Origin of the sequence: Sinorhizobium psoraleae (assembly GCF_013283645.1) — a bacterium.
Lineage (GTDB): Bacteria > Pseudomonadota > Alphaproteobacteria > Rhizobiales > Rhizobiaceae > Sinorhizobium > Sinorhizobium psoraleae.
Genome location: NZ_JABEKV010000007.1, coordinates 176,805 through 194,247, shown reverse-complemented (window position 1 = coordinate 194,247; position 17,443 = coordinate 176,805). Strand labels below are relative to the sequence as shown.

General features: G+C 57.9%; 11 protein-coding genes. 3 read left to right on the top strand and 8 right to left on the bottom strand.

The window, feature by feature from the left end; genetic code table 11:
* Nucleotides 1-270 precede the first annotated feature (270 nt).
* Nucleotides 271-2,967 carry an adenylate/guanylate cyclase domain-containing protein gene (locus ILFOPFJJ_RS28710; RefSeq protein ID WP_173513929.1) on the bottom strand — a complete coding sequence of 899 codons (2,697 nt, stop codon included), beginning with the start codon at nt 2,965-2,967 and terminating at the stop codon, nt 271-273.
* A gap of 22 nt (nt 2,968-2,989) precedes the next feature.
* Complete coding sequence (locus ILFOPFJJ_RS28705; protein ID WP_246299877.1) at nt 2,990-4,843, bottom strand: peptide ABC transporter substrate-binding protein; 1,854 nt, start codon at nt 4,841-4,843, stop codon at nt 2,990-2,992.
* A gap of 478 nt (nt 4,844-5,321) precedes the next feature.
* On the opposite strand from ILFOPFJJ_RS28705, the gene ILFOPFJJ_RS28700 reads away from it, so the two are divergent.
* Nucleotides 5,322-6,704 carry an adenylate/guanylate cyclase domain-containing protein gene (locus ILFOPFJJ_RS28700; protein ID WP_173513928.1) on the top strand — a complete coding sequence of 461 codons (1,383 nt, stop codon included), beginning with the start codon at nt 5,322-5,324 and terminating at the stop codon, nt 6,702-6,704.
* Between the two features lie 376 nt (nt 6,705-7,080).
* On the opposite strand, the gene ILFOPFJJ_RS28695 is transcribed toward ILFOPFJJ_RS28700, so the two are convergent.
* The 5 genes from ILFOPFJJ_RS28695 to ILFOPFJJ_RS28675 all read right to left on the bottom strand — a co-directional run bounded on the left by ILFOPFJJ_RS28695 (nt 7,081) and on the right by ILFOPFJJ_RS28675 (nt 13,808).
* Nucleotides 7,081-9,543 (bottom strand): sensor domain-containing protein, encoded by a 2,463-nt coding sequence (locus ILFOPFJJ_RS28695; protein WP_173513927.1) that lies wholly within the window; start codon nt 9,541-9,543, stop codon nt 7,081-7,083.
* A 132-nt stretch (nt 9,544-9,675) separates the two neighbouring features.
* Nucleotides 9,676-10,677 carry an ABC transporter substrate-binding protein gene (locus ILFOPFJJ_RS28690; RefSeq protein ID WP_173513926.1) on the bottom strand — a complete coding sequence of 334 codons (1,002 nt, stop codon included), beginning with the start codon at nt 10,675-10,677 and terminating at the stop codon, nt 9,676-9,678.
* A gap of 129 nt (nt 10,678-10,806) precedes the next feature.
* A complete protein-coding gene (gene betB / locus ILFOPFJJ_RS28685) occupies nt 10,807-12,342 on the bottom strand; it encodes a betaine-aldehyde dehydrogenase (protein WP_246299876.1) in 1,536 nt (511 codons plus the stop codon).
* A gap of 18 nt (nt 12,343-12,360) precedes the next feature.
* Nucleotides 12,361-12,714 (bottom strand): Rieske (2Fe-2S) protein, encoded by a 354-nt coding sequence (locus ILFOPFJJ_RS28680; protein ID WP_173513925.1) that lies wholly within the window; start codon nt 12,712-12,714, stop codon nt 12,361-12,363.
* An 11-nt stretch (nt 12,715-12,725) separates the two neighbouring features.
* Complete coding sequence (locus ILFOPFJJ_RS28675; RefSeq protein ID WP_173513924.1) at nt 12,726-13,808, bottom strand: amidohydrolase family protein; 1,083 nt, start codon at nt 13,806-13,808, stop codon at nt 12,726-12,728.
* 337 nt (nt 13,809-14,145) lie between these two features.
* Between ILFOPFJJ_RS28675 and ILFOPFJJ_RS28670 the strand changes: the two genes are divergently transcribed.
* Complete coding sequence (locus ILFOPFJJ_RS28670) at nt 14,146-15,210, top strand: FAD-binding oxidoreductase (RefSeq protein WP_173513923.1); 1,065 nt, start codon at nt 14,146-14,148, stop codon at nt 15,208-15,210.
* Nucleotides 15,211-15,246: 36 nt separating this feature from the next.
* Here ILFOPFJJ_RS28670 and ILFOPFJJ_RS28665 read toward each other — a convergent pair whose 3' ends face one another.
* Nucleotides 15,247-16,128 (bottom strand): LysR family transcriptional regulator, encoded by an 882-nt coding sequence (locus ILFOPFJJ_RS28665; RefSeq protein ID WP_173513922.1) that lies wholly within the window; start codon nt 16,126-16,128, stop codon nt 15,247-15,249.
* 191 nt (nt 16,129-16,319) lie between these two features.
* Between ILFOPFJJ_RS28665 and ILFOPFJJ_RS28660 the strand changes: the two genes are divergently transcribed.
* Nucleotides 16,320-17,378: a YeiH family protein gene (locus tag ILFOPFJJ_RS28660; protein ID WP_173513948.1), complete on the top strand. Its 1,059-nt coding sequence runs from the start codon at nt 16,320-16,322 to the stop codon at nt 17,376-17,378.
* The last annotated feature ends 65 nt before the right edge of the window (nt 17,379-17,443 follow it).

The following is a 17,443-nucleotide window of genomic DNA, read 5'->3' as shown; positions in this document are numbered from 1 at the left end:
CGATCAGGCCACAAGCATGAGCCAATCGAAATAGCATTCTTACCTCCACACCCGCAGATCGCCTTCGAACCAGCCCTGAGCCGAGCGGCGGAGCGACGCGTGGGCCCGATCCCGTCTTCCTAGCCGATGACTACCTCGCCAGGTCCGGCGGGTTCCGGTTGGACGCAGGGTCGCTGCGCCATCATGGCTAGCGCGAGCGGTGGTCGGCCACATGAGTCCGGGGCCTCTGTCGGCATTCAATCGCCAGCAAGAGCCTGTGCTTGGGGCGCATTAATCGCGGAGCGCGGTTATGTATTTCTCGAGCACCTTGATCGCTTCAGCTCGCTCGGCACCCTTTAACGCCCCGAGGTCGATTTCAAGCCGCAACCCCTCCTGATTGTACCGAACCATTCTCGCCGGCATTGACTGCTCGTCTCGGGCGCCCAGAACTCGATACGAGTTGATGGGATGCGAAAAGCCCTTGATTGCGAGCGGGCCCAGTTCTTCAGCGTCTATCTCATCCTTGACAAGTGCATAGGTCTCTTGCGCTACAAGAATCCCCCCGATTTCGGCATGAGCCTGAAGTCGTGAGGCAAGATTTACCTCACCGCCAATGATCGTGTAATCCATTCGATCCTCACTGCCAAAATTACCGACCGTACAGTATCCGGTATTGATCCCGATGCGGAGGTGGAACGGTAGTTTGTAGCCGCCGTCGGCCCAGATCCGCTGCAGCTCTCGCACCCGTTTCTGCATGGCGATCGCCATCCTTACGCATGCGAGCGCGTCCTGCTTGGTACCCTTCGATTCCGGGTCGCCGAAGAAGGCCACTATCGCGTCTCCAATGTATTTGTCGATCGTTGCGCCGTGCTCCAGTGCGATCTTCGCCATCTCCGTGAGATAGTGATTGAGCAGTTCCGTTAGTTCCTCGGATTCGAGCTTGTCGGTGGTTGTCGTAAAATCAGCTATGTCGGAAAAGAATATTGTCAGCTTCCTTCTTTTCGAAGAAATCTCGACACTCTGCTTTCCGGAGAAGATTGACGCATACACCTGCGGGGAAAGGTACTTTGATAACTTGCTCGACAAGGATTCGAGCAAGCGATTCTGCTCACCCACGCGCTTGCTCGCTTCTTCGGCTTGCCGCTTGGCAGCATCGGTAGCCGTGTGCAGCCGTGCGTTTTCCAACGCTATTGAGGCGAGTTGGCCGAAGCGCCTCAGCAGTTCTACCTCTTCCTCCCCGAATTCAAGCGCGGAGGCGTCATCGTATGCAATACCGAGCACCCCCACGACAGTTTCGCGGGACTTGAGCGGCACGCCCATGATCGTCCGGATTGTCACGTCCATCTGCGCCGCCGCGGCAGCCCGCCCCGACCAGTTTGGATAATCCTTAATCACGAGCGCGTCGCCCGTATTCCAGACGGCGCCGGCAACGCCCTCGTTCTTGCGAAGCTTCTGGCCGATATGCGTGGTGTAGACCCCGACTCCGACCATCCGTTCGAGATATTCGCCTGCCCCGTCCACCAGGTAGACATAACCATGCTCGGTGCCGAGCAATTGTGCAGCTCGAGCGGTGAGATCCGACAGCAGCTCTGCCAGATCGAGTCGGGCGACCAGGCCAAGCGAGGTTTCGTGCAGGGCACTGAGATACTCGCTTTGTCGGCGGAACCGCCTTGCCAGACTTTCTTGTTCTATTCGACGGTCCTCAAGGTCGCCGAGATTGGCAGCCAGTTGGCCAGTCATGTTATTGAAGGTCTCTGCCAACTTGCCGATCTCGTCTCCGGACTCGATCTTGGCGCGGGCCAAGAGATCTCCTCTGCGCACCCGATCCGCGACATTGGTCAGGCGCTGTACCGGACCGGCGATGTTCTCCCGAAATAGCATTCCGAGGAGCAGAGCCAGGAGAACAGCCGCGGCCCCCACAACAAGGATGATCCTTTGTGCCTCTTCGAGCTGATCCCTGCTATGGCCGAGATCGACCTGCAACCGCCCCTGCTCCTGTGTGGCGACATTGTCCAAAAGCTGAAGCATCTCTTCAGCCAACGGGACTGCTTTCGTGCGGAAAAGATAAAGATCCTCGCGGGCGTGCTCGCCCTCTACCGCATCAAACATTTTGGAAGGCAGCTTCAGAAAAGCAGCACGCATTTTGGAGATCTTTTCGACCAGTGCGGTCTGGTTGGGCGCCAATATTCTGCTGTTGGCGATATGAGACCATGCTGTTTCATTAACGGTCAGATTCGTCTCATATTCGTATCTGAAACTCTTTCGTCCTGTCGTCACATATCCGCGCAAGCCTGCAACCATTGCGTAAAACGAGCTGTGAAACGACGCGAGATCAACGAGAAGCGCCGTGTTGGCGGGGGTGGCTTCCCGATTCTGTTGGGCGAGCATCATCGCCTTTGCCGATGCGACGATCGTTGCGATCAGTGGGTTCGCATCGCTGATGAGGATTTTGAGCGCTGGTTCTCTACGCAACTGATCATTGCGCAATTCAAAGAGTTGATCAGGAAGTGGCTGCCACGCTGCGAGCTTTTCGCCGAGTGCCTGCATGCCCATCTCAACATCGCCAGCACCCGTGCTGGCCCGCGGCTTGCCCCTCTCACGCAAAAGTGCCTCGAGCGCATGCATATCAGCCAAGAAGGCATCCTCCGCCTGTCGATAGCCTTCCCGGTAGGATTCATCACCCAAGGCCAGGTAGCCCCTGACTTCGCCCAGCATGCGTAAGAGATTTGCCTGCGCTCGCGCCGAAGCAACGGCGCTCGGCGCACTCAGATTGGTGGTTCTGTTGATGTTGTTGACGGCCTCTATGCTGCCGAGATAGTTCATCCCGACCACCAGCAGCAAAATGGCGACAAGGACTCCAAAACCGAGCGTCAGCTTGCCGCCGATGTTGAGCCTCCACAAAACTGGCGCGATGGCTTGCGTGAGCCCCCTCCAGGGAAAAAGGTATGCATTGCGGCTCTTCGCGAAACCCGGCTCGTCTGTTGCCATACCGCAGTTCCCCTTCAGCAATTCAATTCTTGCGCTGCCACTTCGCGATGTTCCAGGTCTCGGAATCCCAAGGGGTCGGATCATAGCCGACGATGTCGTTGCGCAGTCCGGAAACGTAGGACCACTCTACCAGGGGAATGACAGCGGCGTCGCTGATCAGAAGATCATTCATGGCGACGAAAAGTCTTCGCCGTTTCTCTGGGTCCATCTCGGTTGCGGACGCCTTGAACAACGCGTCGTACTCACCATTGCAGTAGCGGGCCCAGTTCGACGCGGACCAGTTGTTCGCTTTCTGGGCGGCTTCGGCACAGGTCCAACCAATCATATAGCTGCCGGGATCGGGTCCCTTGTTTCCATAAGCAAATTCCTCCAAGTCCGAATAAAAGTGCCGTCGCGTGTTTGTACTGTCTGGAGTTGAGCCCAGAAAGATGCTGGCATCGATCAGCTTGTTCTCTACCCTGACGCCGATCGACGCAAAGTCTGCCTTGATGATGTCTTGGGTTTTCTCCCGAACCGAGTTGAACGAGGTCTGGAAAATCAGGCTGAGCGGAACGCCGTTCTTGTCCCGAACCGAGTCGCCATCGCTGTCGCGCCAGCCGGCTTCATCGAGTAGCGCGCGGGCCTTGTCGAGATTGAATTCCCACCTTGTGTTTTGGGAAGCGAAGGATGCGGGTGAAACCAGAACGTTAGCCGTGGCGCGGGCGCTTCTGCCATAAAGCTCGGCGATTTTTTCGCGGTCAACCGCGACGGACAGCGCCTGTCGAACGCGCCTGTCGTTTAAAATCGGGTGGGGAAACTGCGTGCTTGAACGTTCGCCGTCCGCGGTCTCGCGCTTGGGATCGCTGAAATTGAGCATTACGCGTTCGACATAAGACCCCCAGTAGAGGGCGACCCTGCCTACTCCTTTGGTTTCGAGCCTGCGGAGCTCAGCCTCGCCGACCTGGAGATTCCACGCATAATCTATGATGCCTTCGCTCAACACCGCATCGGCGGCCGTGTTGGCGTCGCCGCCGCCTTGGAGGGTGACCTGTTTGAAGTTCAAGCTCGCACGATCTCGATATTCGGGATTTGGTTCGAAAATGATCTTGACCGTATTGACGACGTCCTCGCCAATAAGAAGCACATCTTCGGTGCGGAATTCCTTGAGGCGATAAGGGCCTGTGCCTATAGGCGCCAAATTGGCGGGAGCATAGACAGCATCCTTGTTGTTATACGCGGCAAACACGTGTTCCGGAATGATCATGCCTTGTACGCCCACAAAGGGCAGCGACCAAGCGGGATTGACGGTCTTGAACGTGACCTTCACGGTCAGGTCATCGAGCGCCTCGACCTTCTCGACCGATCTATACGACCCGGTACTCGACGAACCGATGTCCTTGTTGGTGATGTAGGCATGAGTAAAAAGGACGTCCTTAGCCGTGAAGGGGACGCCATCGGACCACTTGACGTTCGGCCTTAGCTTCCACGTTACGGACCTCCCATCGGCAGCGACCTGACCATTCGCCACGGAAGGAATCTCGGCTGCTAAAAAGGGAACCAGATTACCCTCGTCGTCAAAGCTCGCCAGCGGCTCATAAACTATACGGCTGGCGGTCTGATCTTTGATGCCAGGTGCCAAATGCGGGTTGAGAGTACTGGGCGCTTGCCATATCAACAGTCTCAGCGTGTCGCGGTCCACATCGGCCGATCGGGCTGTTTGGGAAAGACCGATGAGGAGTATCGTGATCGCCCCGGTGACGACCATGCGTCTCGACTTTGACTTTCGCGGCGACGTCAACCGCCACCGCAAAGCTTTCCGCGCCGGTTGCACCCCCATCATGTACCGCCCCCGCCGAGTTCTCTCTCCTTGATTGACGCGATTGAGCATCAGATCCATTCTGTGCTCTTTAAAGCAACTTGTGTGTATTTCTCTTCGTTACTTCTGCTTGGCACAAACTGAACTGAATGCGAACCTTTGGCAACGTCAATTGACGCTGAGCCCATTCGCTTAATTCGAAAGAAGTATGGCGCCAGAGGTACTGGCCGACGAATATGCGGGGTTGGTCGCGTTGTTTGACCGCGTTCTTATCGATCAGAGCTCGGTCGCCAGGAAAACATGAGAGGACCAGAGGACTTCGGCTCTGGCGCTACGCCAATGCGCTTGGCTTTTCCGGTCTGACAAAGGAGCGATTGAAAGTTCAACGTACACTGTTTTTCTCAACCTCATTCGGCCGGGGTGATCTCCTGGCGGCAGATGCGGCGGTGCCTCGGTGAACAGCACCGGTCGCGGGGTCGCAGCCCGGCTCGCGCAGGATTCGATTGCCAGCGCTATTGGTGTTAGATTCTGTTTCGACCCGCCGGAGCCGTGTCCGGACATGACCAGAGTAACCGCCCTACCCGATCAGATGGATTTCGACGTGGCCGCCGACGAAACCGTACTGGAGGCCGCTGTGAGATCGGGCGTGCCGTTTGCACATGCGTGCGGCGGTAGGGCGAAATGCTCGACCTGCCGCGTGTGGATCCTCGCTGGCCTGGAGGCCTGCCCAGATCGGAATTCTGCTGAGGCTGCCATGGCGGACCGGTTGAGATTGGCAAAGGAGGTTCGGCTGGCTTGCCAGCTTAAACCGCGAGGCGACCTTCGCGTCCGGCGTCTGGTGTTGGATGAAACCGACTTGATGATCACCAGCCAACTTGGCGCCTCTGCCGCGACAAGGTCCGGGGAAGCCAAGCACGTTGCGGTGTTCTTCAGCGACATCGCCAATTTCACGGCGCTGTCGGAGACGCTTTCTCCGTATGACGTGATGTATCTGCTCAATCGCTACTTCGCGCAGGTCGGCGACATCATCGAGCAGAACGGCGGTTTCATCGACAATTTCATCGGTGACGGGCTAATGGCCGTATTCGGAATGAACGACCAGCCCGACGCCCCGCTGCGCGCCATCAACGCGGCACTCCAGACCCTTGGCACGGTCGATCGTCTAAAGCCCTTCTTCGCCTCTATGTATGGCATCGATTTCGATATTCGCATCGGCCTCAACTACGGCGAGGCCGTCATCGGCACTTTGGGTTTTGCAGGACACGGACGTCTGACTGCCGTCGGTGACGTGGTCAATGTGGCAAGTCGGATCGAGGCCGCCAACAAGGAGGCCGGTACGCGTCTGCTGATCTCCGAGTCGCTCCGCGACGAGATCGCCGACAAGGTGGAAATCGCCGATTTCCTTAGAGTGCGCCTTCGCGGCACCTTGGAGCGTACGAGTCTGTTCGAGGTCGTCGGACTGAAACCTGAAATCGACGCGGAACTCAACGCCAAACCTCGCCGCGAAACGGTCCGGCAGGGCGGCAGAAGGTGGGTTCGCGCTCTTGCGGAAGACGAGCTTCAACTGCACGAACGACGGATTCTCGATTTCGAAGACTACGACATCGTCGTCGTTCGCGGAGCGGAGGGTTATTGCGCCTTTAACAACGCCTGCCCGCATCTCCATCTGCCGCTCTACGAACGCCGCAGTCCGGCCCAGACTGAGGGGCTGCAACTCCCACACACCGAAAGCACCATCACCAGCGATCTTGGCCTGGTCTGCCGATGGCATCAGAGCTGTTTTGATCTGCTCACTGGCGAAATCAGGCAGTGGGCGCAGTTGCAGCAGGACGGTACTGCGCCAGGCTATGAATACGCGGGCGACATTTCGAAAAACCGCGCCAGGCTAGCCATTTATCCTTGCCGACAACAGGACGGATTCGTCTGGATCGGCCTGGAGTGACTTGGGCCGTCCATCCATGCCGATCTATGCGTGGCGACCTTACACGCACCCCCTGGACGATGTCGGCGATTATGCCGGACTTATGCGCCCCCTCGACCCACGGCAATTCAAGATCATCAAGACACTCATGACCCCAATGCGGCCCCGCTGAGCGCTGAGCTCCAGTTCCGGGTGATACATTATGCGATCCTTTGAGCACAGAACGGGAACATCAACTGAATCGGCCGCAGTCCCGCGCTTAGCTACCAAGCGAGACTCATCAGACACTGGCTCGACTGGACTGGAGAAATGACCACCCGGCGCGCGGCAGATCGTTCATCGCCAATGGGCACCGGTTACGCTCACGACCGTGCGCAACACCAGAGTATTCCTTGTGTCATCCATGCTCCGTGTTGGAAATCCCGCGGTGGGCGGAATGAGCGAGGTCCAGTGCCTGCTGAGCGGGCAGGGGGCGTGCAATTAGATAACCCTGCGCTTCATCGAACCCCTCTGCCTTGATCAGGTCGAACTGGTTCTGGTGCTCCACACCTTCTACCGTTGTAATGATGCCAAGCGAGCGGCCGATCGCAGCAACCGCCCTGACGATCGCCAAGGATTCCGAGCCATCCGGAAGATCGGTGATGAAGCTGCGGTCGACCTTGATTTTGTCGAAGGGAAAGGTTCTGAGGTAACTTAGCGACGAGAAGCCGATTCCGAAATCGTCAATTGCCAGCTTCACGCCGAGCCGTCGGAAATCCTTTAGGATCTGAAGATTGCCGTCGCAGTCGTCGAGCAACACCGACTCGGTGATCTCGAGCTGTAGACGCGAGGCATCCAGACCCGTCTCTTCCAAAATGATGCACACAGTCGCGACGAGGCGCCGGTTCCTGAATTGCAGCGGTGAAAGATTGACGGCCACACCGACATGGGAGGGCCACTTCACCGCCTCGGTGCAAGCCTGACGAAGAATCCACTCGGCGAGCGGGCCAATCAGGCCGGATTCCTCGGCAACAGGAATGAATTCGGCAGGCGACACTTGGCCTCTTTCCGGATGTGGCCACCGGGCCAGTGCCTCAAATGTCGTAATCTCGCCCGTATGAAGGTTGACGATCGGCTGGTAGTGTACTTCAAGCTCATTGTTTCCCAGGGCCTGCCGCAGTGAGATCCTCATCTGCTGCACTGCCTGCAGATGCGCATCCATTCCAGGCTCATACTGGACATATGTGCCACGGCCAGCGGACTTGGCCCGATCAAGCGCCACGTCAGCAGCCTTGATAAGCTCGTCTATCGCCTGGTCACCGCTCGGAGCAGCCGCAAGCCCGACAACTGCCCCGAGGTCGACATGCTTGCCTGCGAGTTCATACGGTGCTTCAACGACATCTATAAGCTGCTGCGCCAGCAAGCGGGCTTCATCATTGCTGTTGATGCCGGTGCGCAGGACGGCAAATTCGTCACCACCCAAGCGACAGAGGATATCGGATTGCTTGATGCAGTTTTGTAGCCGCTCAGCCACACGGCGCAGCAGCAGGTCGCCGGTGGCTCGACCATAGGCGTCGTTGACCGCCTTGAAGCCATCGAGATCCAGGCAGAGAACTGCGGTTCTCGTGCCCGGCGCAATTTGGCCCGACACGCGCTCGAACTCCTCGCGCAGAAACTGCCGGTTCGGTAATCCTGTCAGCGCATCATGCCGCGCCATGTGGTGAATTTGCTTCTGCGCCAGCAACCGCTCCCGTTCAGCGTTGCGACGCTCGGTGCTGTCGAGCGCAATGCCAACGAAGCCGAGAAACTTCCCGTCCGCTGCAAAGCGCGGTTGTCCGATGTCGCTGATCCACGCTGATCCACCGTCGGCGCGCTTAAGACGATATTCCATCCGGATGGGCTTGCGGCGGTTGAAGGCCTCAAGAAATGCTCTTTCGACCGTGGCCCGGTCGTCGGGGTGGATGGCATTTAACCAGCCTTTCCCCGCCGCCTCCTCGGCGGTCTGCCCGGTTGTCTCGAGCCAAAGTCGGCTGTGATAGTCGTCTGAGCCATTTTCGTCGGTTACCCAGATCATCACCGGCGCGTCGTCGGCGATCGCCCGGAAGCGGGCCTCACTCTCCTTAAGAGCTTCCAGTGCCTTGCGGCGATCGTCAATGTTCTCGACGGTGCCGTACCATCGGAGGATTGTTCCGTCTTCGGCTTTGCGTGCGCCGGCACGACCGCGGAACCAACTGTATCCACCCTCGGCAGCCGCCAGGCGGAACTCGATATCGAACGGCTCTCCGGTGGCAAGCGATTTCGACCACCCTCGCTGAACGTCGTCCAGGTCATCGGGGTGCATCGCCCTCGCCCATCCCCCTCCAAGAGCTTCCTTTGGGGCAAAGCCGGTATTTTCCCAGCGCGGACCTATCTCCAGAACCTGCCCCGATGGATCCGCCGTCCAAGGCACTTGCGGATGCAGTTCCACGAGCGCTCGATAATGTTCTTCGCTGGCGCGAAGCTCTGCCTCCGCCCTTCGCCGTTCGGTCACATCGAGGATCGTCGCCACGATTATGTGTGCGCTCGTATCTCCTCTCGTCAGCGCTGCACGACACTTGCCAGTCACAAAAAACCTCAGCTCTCCGCCCGGTACGGCGATCTCTTCCTCGACCGAAACCTCCTGCCCGGTACCAATCACGCGTTTGTCGATTTCGCGAATGCGATCCGCCTCTGCTGCCGGATGAATGTCGTAATCGGTGCAGCCGATCAGTTCACTGGGCCTTCGGCCAACCAGCGAGCAAGCCGCCTCGTTGAGGAACCGGAAGCGGAAGTGCGAGTCCTTGACGATGATGGGTAGGGGGATTGCGTTGAGGATGGCCTCGAGATCGGCGCCGAAAGACAAATGTTACTCCGATGATCTAAGTTGCGTTTTCTCATGGCGCCGCGAAAAGCTTCCTACTCCAACAAAACCGGGATAAAGGCTAGCCGCTGTCGCAAATCCGCCGACGCCCCGCGGCGATCGTAGAGTTGCGAGTTAGAGCGACGATTTCACCTTCTCCGCGACTTCGGGAGAAAGCCACTTTGTCCAGATCTCGGGATTCTTCTCCAGGAAGTATCTTGCCGCATCCTCACCCATCGCCTGGTTATCGGTCATCCAGGCAAGCAGGCTGTTCAACGTAGCATTGTCCCAGCGGCGCGCCTTGAGGTAATCCATCGCCGAACCGGCTCGTTCGGCAAAATTGCGGGTGACGAGCGTCTCCACCTTGTCAATGGGCCAATCATTTATCTTGGGATCGTCGCAATCAGTCACCGTGTTGCAACGTTTCCATTCCGCAGCATCGTGTGCTGCGTCAAAATCGAGCTTGACCATTGAGTATTTTCCGAGCAGCGAAGTCGGTGACCAGTAATAGCCCAACCAGCCGATCTTGCGTTCGTAGTTCTTGGCGATAGAACCGTCCAAACCCGCAGCCGAACCAGGATCGACCAGCACGAAGCCTTTCGCGTCGCCCTCGTAAGCTTTGTATAGCTGGCTGGTTGTAGTCGATGCGCCCCAGCCCGACGGACCATTGACGACTGCGCCTTTCGAACTGTCCTCCGGGGCCGGGAAAAGTTCGGGATGCTTCAGTGCGTCGGAAACGGTCTTGATCTCCGGATGGGCGTCGGCAATGTACTTCGGGATGTACCACCCCTGAATACCGCCGTCGCTCAACGCGTTTCCAGCCGATATCAACTTTCCTTCGGCGACACCTCTCGAGACGATCTCAGGCAATGCATTGAGCCACGCCTCCGGCGCTATATCGGGTTCGCCCTTTTCGACCATCGACGTCATGATCGAAACCGTGTCGCCAATAGTTATCTCTACCGAACACCCATATCCGTTTTCGAGGATGATCTTGTCTATATTCGCCAGGACATCGATCGACTGCCAATTCATGTTGGCGATAACGACATCGCCACATTCCTGTGCAAATGCAGCCTGCGCCAGGCTGGCAACGCCGACGGCAAAACTGCTAGCTGCGAGTACTTTTCCAAGCATACTAATCCCCTTTGACTTGCGGCCTCTCCTCGGTTTGACCTCACAGCGTGACCGCCGTCGCTGTGGCGTTAGAGGGGGCTCCGGCGAGCCCTCACCTTCTCTGCGGGAGACTGCTCAAATGCCAGTCGCCTATACGCATTCATGAAAAATCGTCGGATCGGTCTGAGGTTTCGAACTCCGACCGTCCTTCCCGTGGTAGGTCTGCATGCTGACGAAGACAGATTTTAGCTGGGTGTAGTGGTCGATAGCGGCACGCCCGTTTTCGCGACCGATGCCTGATCGCTTAATTCCTCCGAACGCCATGCCAGCTGGCGTCAAGTTGTAAGCATTGATCCACACGGTTCCGGCTTCGAGCTCGGCCGCCAACCTATGGGCGCGAACGAGATCTCTCGTGAATATGCCTGCCGCCAACCCGAATTCCGTGGCATTCGCCCTTGAGACGACATCTTTCTCGTCATCGAAGTCCAGGACAGCCATGACGGGGCCGAAGACTTCTTCCTGAGCAAGCGTCATCCAATCCGCAACGTTCGTGAACACCACGGGCTCGTGCCAGGCATCCCCTGGCGGCAGCTTCCGCCGAGGCGTCGCCTTGTACGCTCCCTCGACCTCGGCACGGGCGACGTATGCGGCAACCCGGTTGCGGTGGGCCGCGCTGACAAGCGGCCCGAGGCCGGTCTCCTCGTCCATCGGATCACCAATCTTCAAAGCCTCGACGCGCTCCAGCAAGCGCGCAAGGAAGGCTTCCCTAATTCCGCGCTGGAGGAAGACTCGCGTTCCGTTGGAACAGATCTGGCCAGCCGAGTAAAAGTTCCCGAGAATTGCGCCGCTGACGGCTGCTTCAACATCTGCATCGTCGAAGACGATCAGCGCAGACTTTCCACCGAGCTCCATCGTCACTGGCCGGATGCCGGCCATGGCCGCCGAGGCGACCGTTGCGCCAGTCTTGACCGAGCCTGTGAGAGAGACTTTGGCGATCGCCGGATGGGTGGCGAGCTCAGCTCCAACATCACCGGCACCTTGCACAACATTGAAAACGCCAGGAGGCAGCCCCGCTTCAGTCAGAATTTCCGCGAGCTTGAGCGCTGACAATGGCGTCACTTCCGATGGCTTGAAGATCATGGCATTCCCGCAGGCAAGCGCGGGGGCGGCTTTCCAGGCCGCAATCTGGATCGGGTAGTTCCAAGCCCCTATTCCGAGACACACTCCAAGCGGTTCTCGCCGGGTGTAGACCCAATCCTCGCCGAAGTCGATGCTGTGTCCCGCGAGTGTCGCCGCGATTGCGCCAAAGTACTCGAGGCAATCGGCGCCACTGGCAGCGTCCGCCACCAGGGTTTCAGAAATTGGCTTGCCTGTATCGTGCGTTTCGAGAACCGACAGTTCCCTGTTTCGCGCCCGCATGATCTCGGCGGCGCGACGGAGGACGCGGCCCCGCTCCGCCGGCTCTTTCCGGGCCCATTCCTTCTGCGCCCGGTTCGCCGAGCCAATTGCCTTCTCGATCATGGCGGAAGTCGCGCCGTGCAACTTGGCTATGATCTCACCATTCACCGGATTTACGGAGAGGATCTCAGGGCCGGTGTTATCCTCCATAAAAGTGCCGTCGATGAAATGCGAAGCGGCCGGCTGACAGAGCGGCGTCGCCATTTCGCGAGTTTGATAACTTTGCATAGGCGACGCCTCTATTAGCTAAACGTGAACGAAGATGTCTTCGTTTTCGACGGAAACCGGAAAGGTGCGGGCTTTCACACGGGGATCGACCAGGAACTCGCCCGTCCGGATATCGAATTCCCATCCGTGCCAAGCGCAACGAACCAATTCGCCTGCCCGCTCATAAACGAACTCCGCCTTGTCCGTCTGCTTCGTGGTCCCGCAAACGGGCCCTTGACAAAGGGCTGCTCCCTTATGGGGGCACACGTTCAGAAGCGCGTGGTATCCGCCCTCAACCCTGAAGATACCAAGCGACAAATTGCCGAACTTGACGATCTTGGCAGCATCGGCAGGAACCTCCGAAGCCTTGCATGCAAACTGCTTTGAAGCCATTTCCGGTCCCCCTACTCTGCTGCGATCGCGGCCGGACGGGGAATGCGCCGGTAAACGTCAAGCGCGTTCAGGCCAAGTACCTTCTCGCGCCAGGCAGGGGGGATGTGCAGCTTTGTGACGTCGTCATAGTCCCAATGCGGATAGTCGGAGGCGAACAGCAGTGTGTTCTCGCCGTCCATCGCCTCCAAGGTTGCCCACAGGTGCTGAATGTTCTCCGGCTGCTCGAGAGGTTGGGTGGACATGCGGATGTTCGATTTGAAATATTCCGAAGGCAAGCGCCTCAACCAGGGGGTTTCCTTGCGCAACGCCTTGTAGTTTGCGTCCAGCCTCCACAGCACCGACGGCACCCAAGCGACGCCGCACTCGATGATCACGACTTTCAGGCTCGGCCACTTTTCGAAGACCCCTTGGGCGATCAGGGAGGCCAGATGTGTCATGGCCGACTGCGGGAGGATTGCATGGGTTTCCCAGAAGAAGGTCGAGGGCCCCGCTCCGATGGGAGTCGAATTCACCCCACCCTGACCGCCGAGATGCATGGCGAACGGCAGTCCCATTTCAGCGCAAGCCTCGTAAATGGGATGATAGAATGGGTCGCCGTAGGGTCGCTGGGCACCATGGCTTACCAGAACCTGGACAATTCGTGGATGCGAGCCGATACGCCGGATTTCCTCAGCTGCCAGTTTCGGGTCCTGCGGGGCAACAATGATCGATCCCCAGAAGCGGCTGTCCTTGGGTAGCCAATAGTCGATCATGTAATCGTTGTAAGCCCTACAGAGCGCATTGGCGTAATAGGGGTTTGCCAAGGTAGACGCCTCGATCGGCTCGTCACCGGTCAGGATCGCCACATCGATATTGTATTTATCGAGGTGCTTTTCCTTCATGATGGCGTAGTTGTCGTCGTCCTCGACCGGGTTGACGTCATGGCGTGAAAAGCCCTCTGGGTGAAACCAGGGACGGTGGCCGTGCGGAAATGCGCCGCGTGGGCCCGTCTTTTCGCCACGAACAAACATGTCCTTGAAGAAGCCATCCATGTACGGCTCCAGGACGGTCGCGCTGCACCAGTAGTTATGGCAATCGCAATCGACGATGAACAAGATATTTTCCCTCCCCAAGTGGGTCGAAACTCGATGCGCGTGATTGACGCAGCACCATAGGACAGCAATTCGCCCATTCGATAAATGGCGCAAAACCTGGTTATTAATCGCAGTTTGCGATTGAATGGCGAACCCGAGTCCTCCGTTGGCGGCGCAGGTCATTTGGTCATTTGGAAAGGAGCGCCGCTCGCCTGCAGTGCTTGTGAGGCGGGTTGCTACATCTACGCTGCAATCACAGCCGTGGTGATCGCATTTAACGATTGAAAAGGGGGTTTTGCTCGCTCAATCCGCTTCGCCGAACTTGATATAGCTGTGGCACAGAGTCAGAGGTGCCTTGATGCTTATGGAAACACGTTTTCCCTTCTCCCTTTCCGCAGCCAACCAGCAACCATGCTACCGCGGTGGTCCGGCAACGTTGGTGTGCAAAGCCGTGGTCGACGAGACGCATGATAGCAAGACGTTCGTGTTTGAAGACAGCCAGAGCAGGAGCTTCGATTTCAAGCCGGGGCAGTATGTCAGCTTCAGGTTCAAGATTGATGGAAAACTCTGCCCCCGCGCCTATTCCATCTCTTCGACGCCCACCCGTCCTCACAATATCCAGATTACTGTCAAGCGTGTGTCTGGCGGGCTCGTGTCGAACTGGCTGAATGACCATATGTGCGCCGGGATGTCCGTCGACATTGCCGATATAGGGGGTCGCTTCAACTATTTCGATATTCCTTCCCGGAAGCCGCTCTTCCTCTCCGGCGGCTCGGGCGTGACCCCGGTTATGTCGATGCTGCAATACATCACCGACGTCGTCGATCAGACCGACGTGGAGTTCGTCCATTTCGCGCGCACCCCGAAAGACATTATTTTTCGAGATCAGCTCGAATTCATCGGAAAACGTTTTCGTACCATCAAGGTGCACCTGGTCGTGGGCGACGCCGGCGAGGAAGCTTGCTTCCATGGACGGGTGGGAAAAATGAGTGCCTCTTTGATGCAGTCGCTTGTCCCCGATCTTTCGGAACGCGAGATTTTCATGTGCGGACCGGAGGGCTTTATGAACGCGGCCCGGGCCATAGCTGCAGAGGTGCAAATCGGGGCTCTACACGAGGAAAGCTTTGGCGAGAGGATCCCGATCGAAAATCCGGGTAGGCTAGGTGGGGAGGTATACTTCTCACTCTCTGGCAAACACGGAACCTGCGCGCCCGGGGCAACAATTTTGGAAGCAGCGCTAAACGCCGGCATCTGGATCGAGAGTTCCTGTCACCAAGGCGTTTGTGGAAGCTGCAAGGTGAAATTGACGCAGGGAGAAGTGGACATGCAGGACCTTGGCGGATTGCCGGCTTGCGACAGGTCGGAAGGATACGTCCTTGCCTGCTGCAGCCGCCCGGTGGGCTCCGTATCCATAGACGCATAAGAACGGACGCTGCGGGATGTTTGAAGATCGGAGGTCTCAGGCATCCTTCAGGTTCGAAATCTTGAAATGGCGATCTGCAACGCTTTTCAGCGCAAGGATCGCGCGGTGCACCAACGGATCGTGTTTGCGACGCCTCTGCATCGCCACATAGACCGGCTGATGGATATCGGGAGCATCCTCAACGACCTTCGCCGAAACACCGGAACTTGCGAGATAATCGAGGGCATGCTCCGGGAGGTAGGTCGTACCGCCGAAGCGCTTCATGATGCCGATGGCCAATTCTTCGAAGCCCACCGTTAAAGCCGGATGGGCGAGGTGGGGCAGGAGCTCGGCATGTGCACGTTCGATATAGGCTGTGTAGGATGCGCGGATATATCGGTCGGCGGTGACATCGGCGACGTTCGCGAATTCGGTGGATACCATCACCAGCCGCTGGGCACCAATCTCCTCGATGCTGAGGTCGGGAAGGAATTTCGGAGCGAAGACGACTCCAATATCGGTCGCGCCATTGGCCAGATCAGCGATGATCTGCATCGAATAATCCGCCTCCAGGTGCAGCGCGACGTGCTTGTTGATCGCGTGCAGTTCGCCGATCCAGTCCAGAAAGAGGGTGCGCATCAAGCTGAACTGACCGGAGACCCTTAACGAGCCTTCGTAGCGCTCCAGCCCTCCGATGTCGCGGCGTGCGTGCGCCCAGCCAGCCTTCAGCGCCCGCGCATGCTGTTCAAACCGAAGACCGGACGGTGTCGGTATCGCACCCGCCCGCCCGCGCTGGAACAGTTTCGCACCGACAGCCTGCTCGAGCGCCTTGACGCGACCGCTGATGGTGGACTGCGTCGTTTCGAGCCGCTCTGCAGTTCGGTTAAAATTGCCGGTCTCGAGCAAATCGAGGAAGGTATCGATGAGATCCAGATTCATCTTCGATCGCAAATGACGATTAATATCGTGTTTCCAAGCGCGTTTATCATATCAAAAAAATGTTGTCATCTCCGGGTCGCTCCGATGCATCCGGGAGAGGACGATGTTCCCTTGCGACCGCCGAAATTGCACGCATTCCAGTTCAACCGAGGGTGACCTCGTTTTGTTCGTCAGAGTCATGGATTGACACCATGGCCGATCAAACCGACCGTTTCCCGACGAACTCCGCTCGCCAGGAAGGCCGATCCTTGAGAGCGTCCGCGGCTGAATATTTTCCCGGTTTGGCCGTGGCGGCATTGATCGCGATCTCGGCGCAATTTCTTTCCGAACACTACGGGGCACCCGCGACGTTGATGGCGCTGCTCTTGGGTATGTCTCTCAGCTTTCTGTCGGAAAGCGGCACCAGGACCATGGCGGGCATCCATTTAACCAGTCGCATCGTGCTTCGTTTCGGCGTGGCAATGCTGGGTGCAAGGGTATCGCTGGAAGTGTTGAGTGATCTTGGGGTTAGTCTGCTCTGTCTGGTGATAGCCGCGCTTGTTTCCACCATATTGTTCGCCATGGTGGCGGGCAAAGCCGCCGATATGGATTGGCGGCTGTCGCTTCTAACGGGAGGCGCCGTTGCGATCTGCGGAGCCTCGGCGGCTGCGGCTTTAAACGCTGTCCTTCCCCCGCGAGAGAACAGCGATAGAGATCTCGCCCTGACGATCGTGGCCATAACCGTGCTGTCGACCTCCGCAATGGTTCTCTATCCACTGCTGGCGGCCCAGTTGCAGTTTGACACAAGAGAGGCCGGCGTGTTCATCGGCGGAACAATCCATGATGTCGCCCAAGTCGTCGGCGCCGGCTTTGCAATCTCGGATGAGACCGGCGAGATTGCGACCCTCGTCAAGATCATTCGCGTGAGTTTGCTCGCACCGACGATAATCGCTACGTCAATTCTGGTAACAAGATTGGGAGCGGGTGACAGTCACAAGCCGCGAACAGCGGGCCGATTGATACCGGGGTTCGTTTTGGGCTTTGCATTGCTCGCCGCTCTCAAATCATTCGGACTTCTGCCGGCGGCAATCGGCGACGTTGCTGCCGACCTTTCGCGCTGGGCACTGCTAACCGCGCTAGCAGCCGTCGGCCTGAAGACGTCAGTGAGGCAGTTCGCCGGCGTCAGGCCGTCGGTGATCGTCCTTGCGCTACTGGCAACTGGATTTCTTGCAGTTTTCATGGTGCTAGGCCTACTCTGGCACAGAGGCTAAAGTCCGCGATCTCGGGCGCCATTCGTGCAAAAGTGACGATCGGCAACACGCCTGCCAACCAGCCG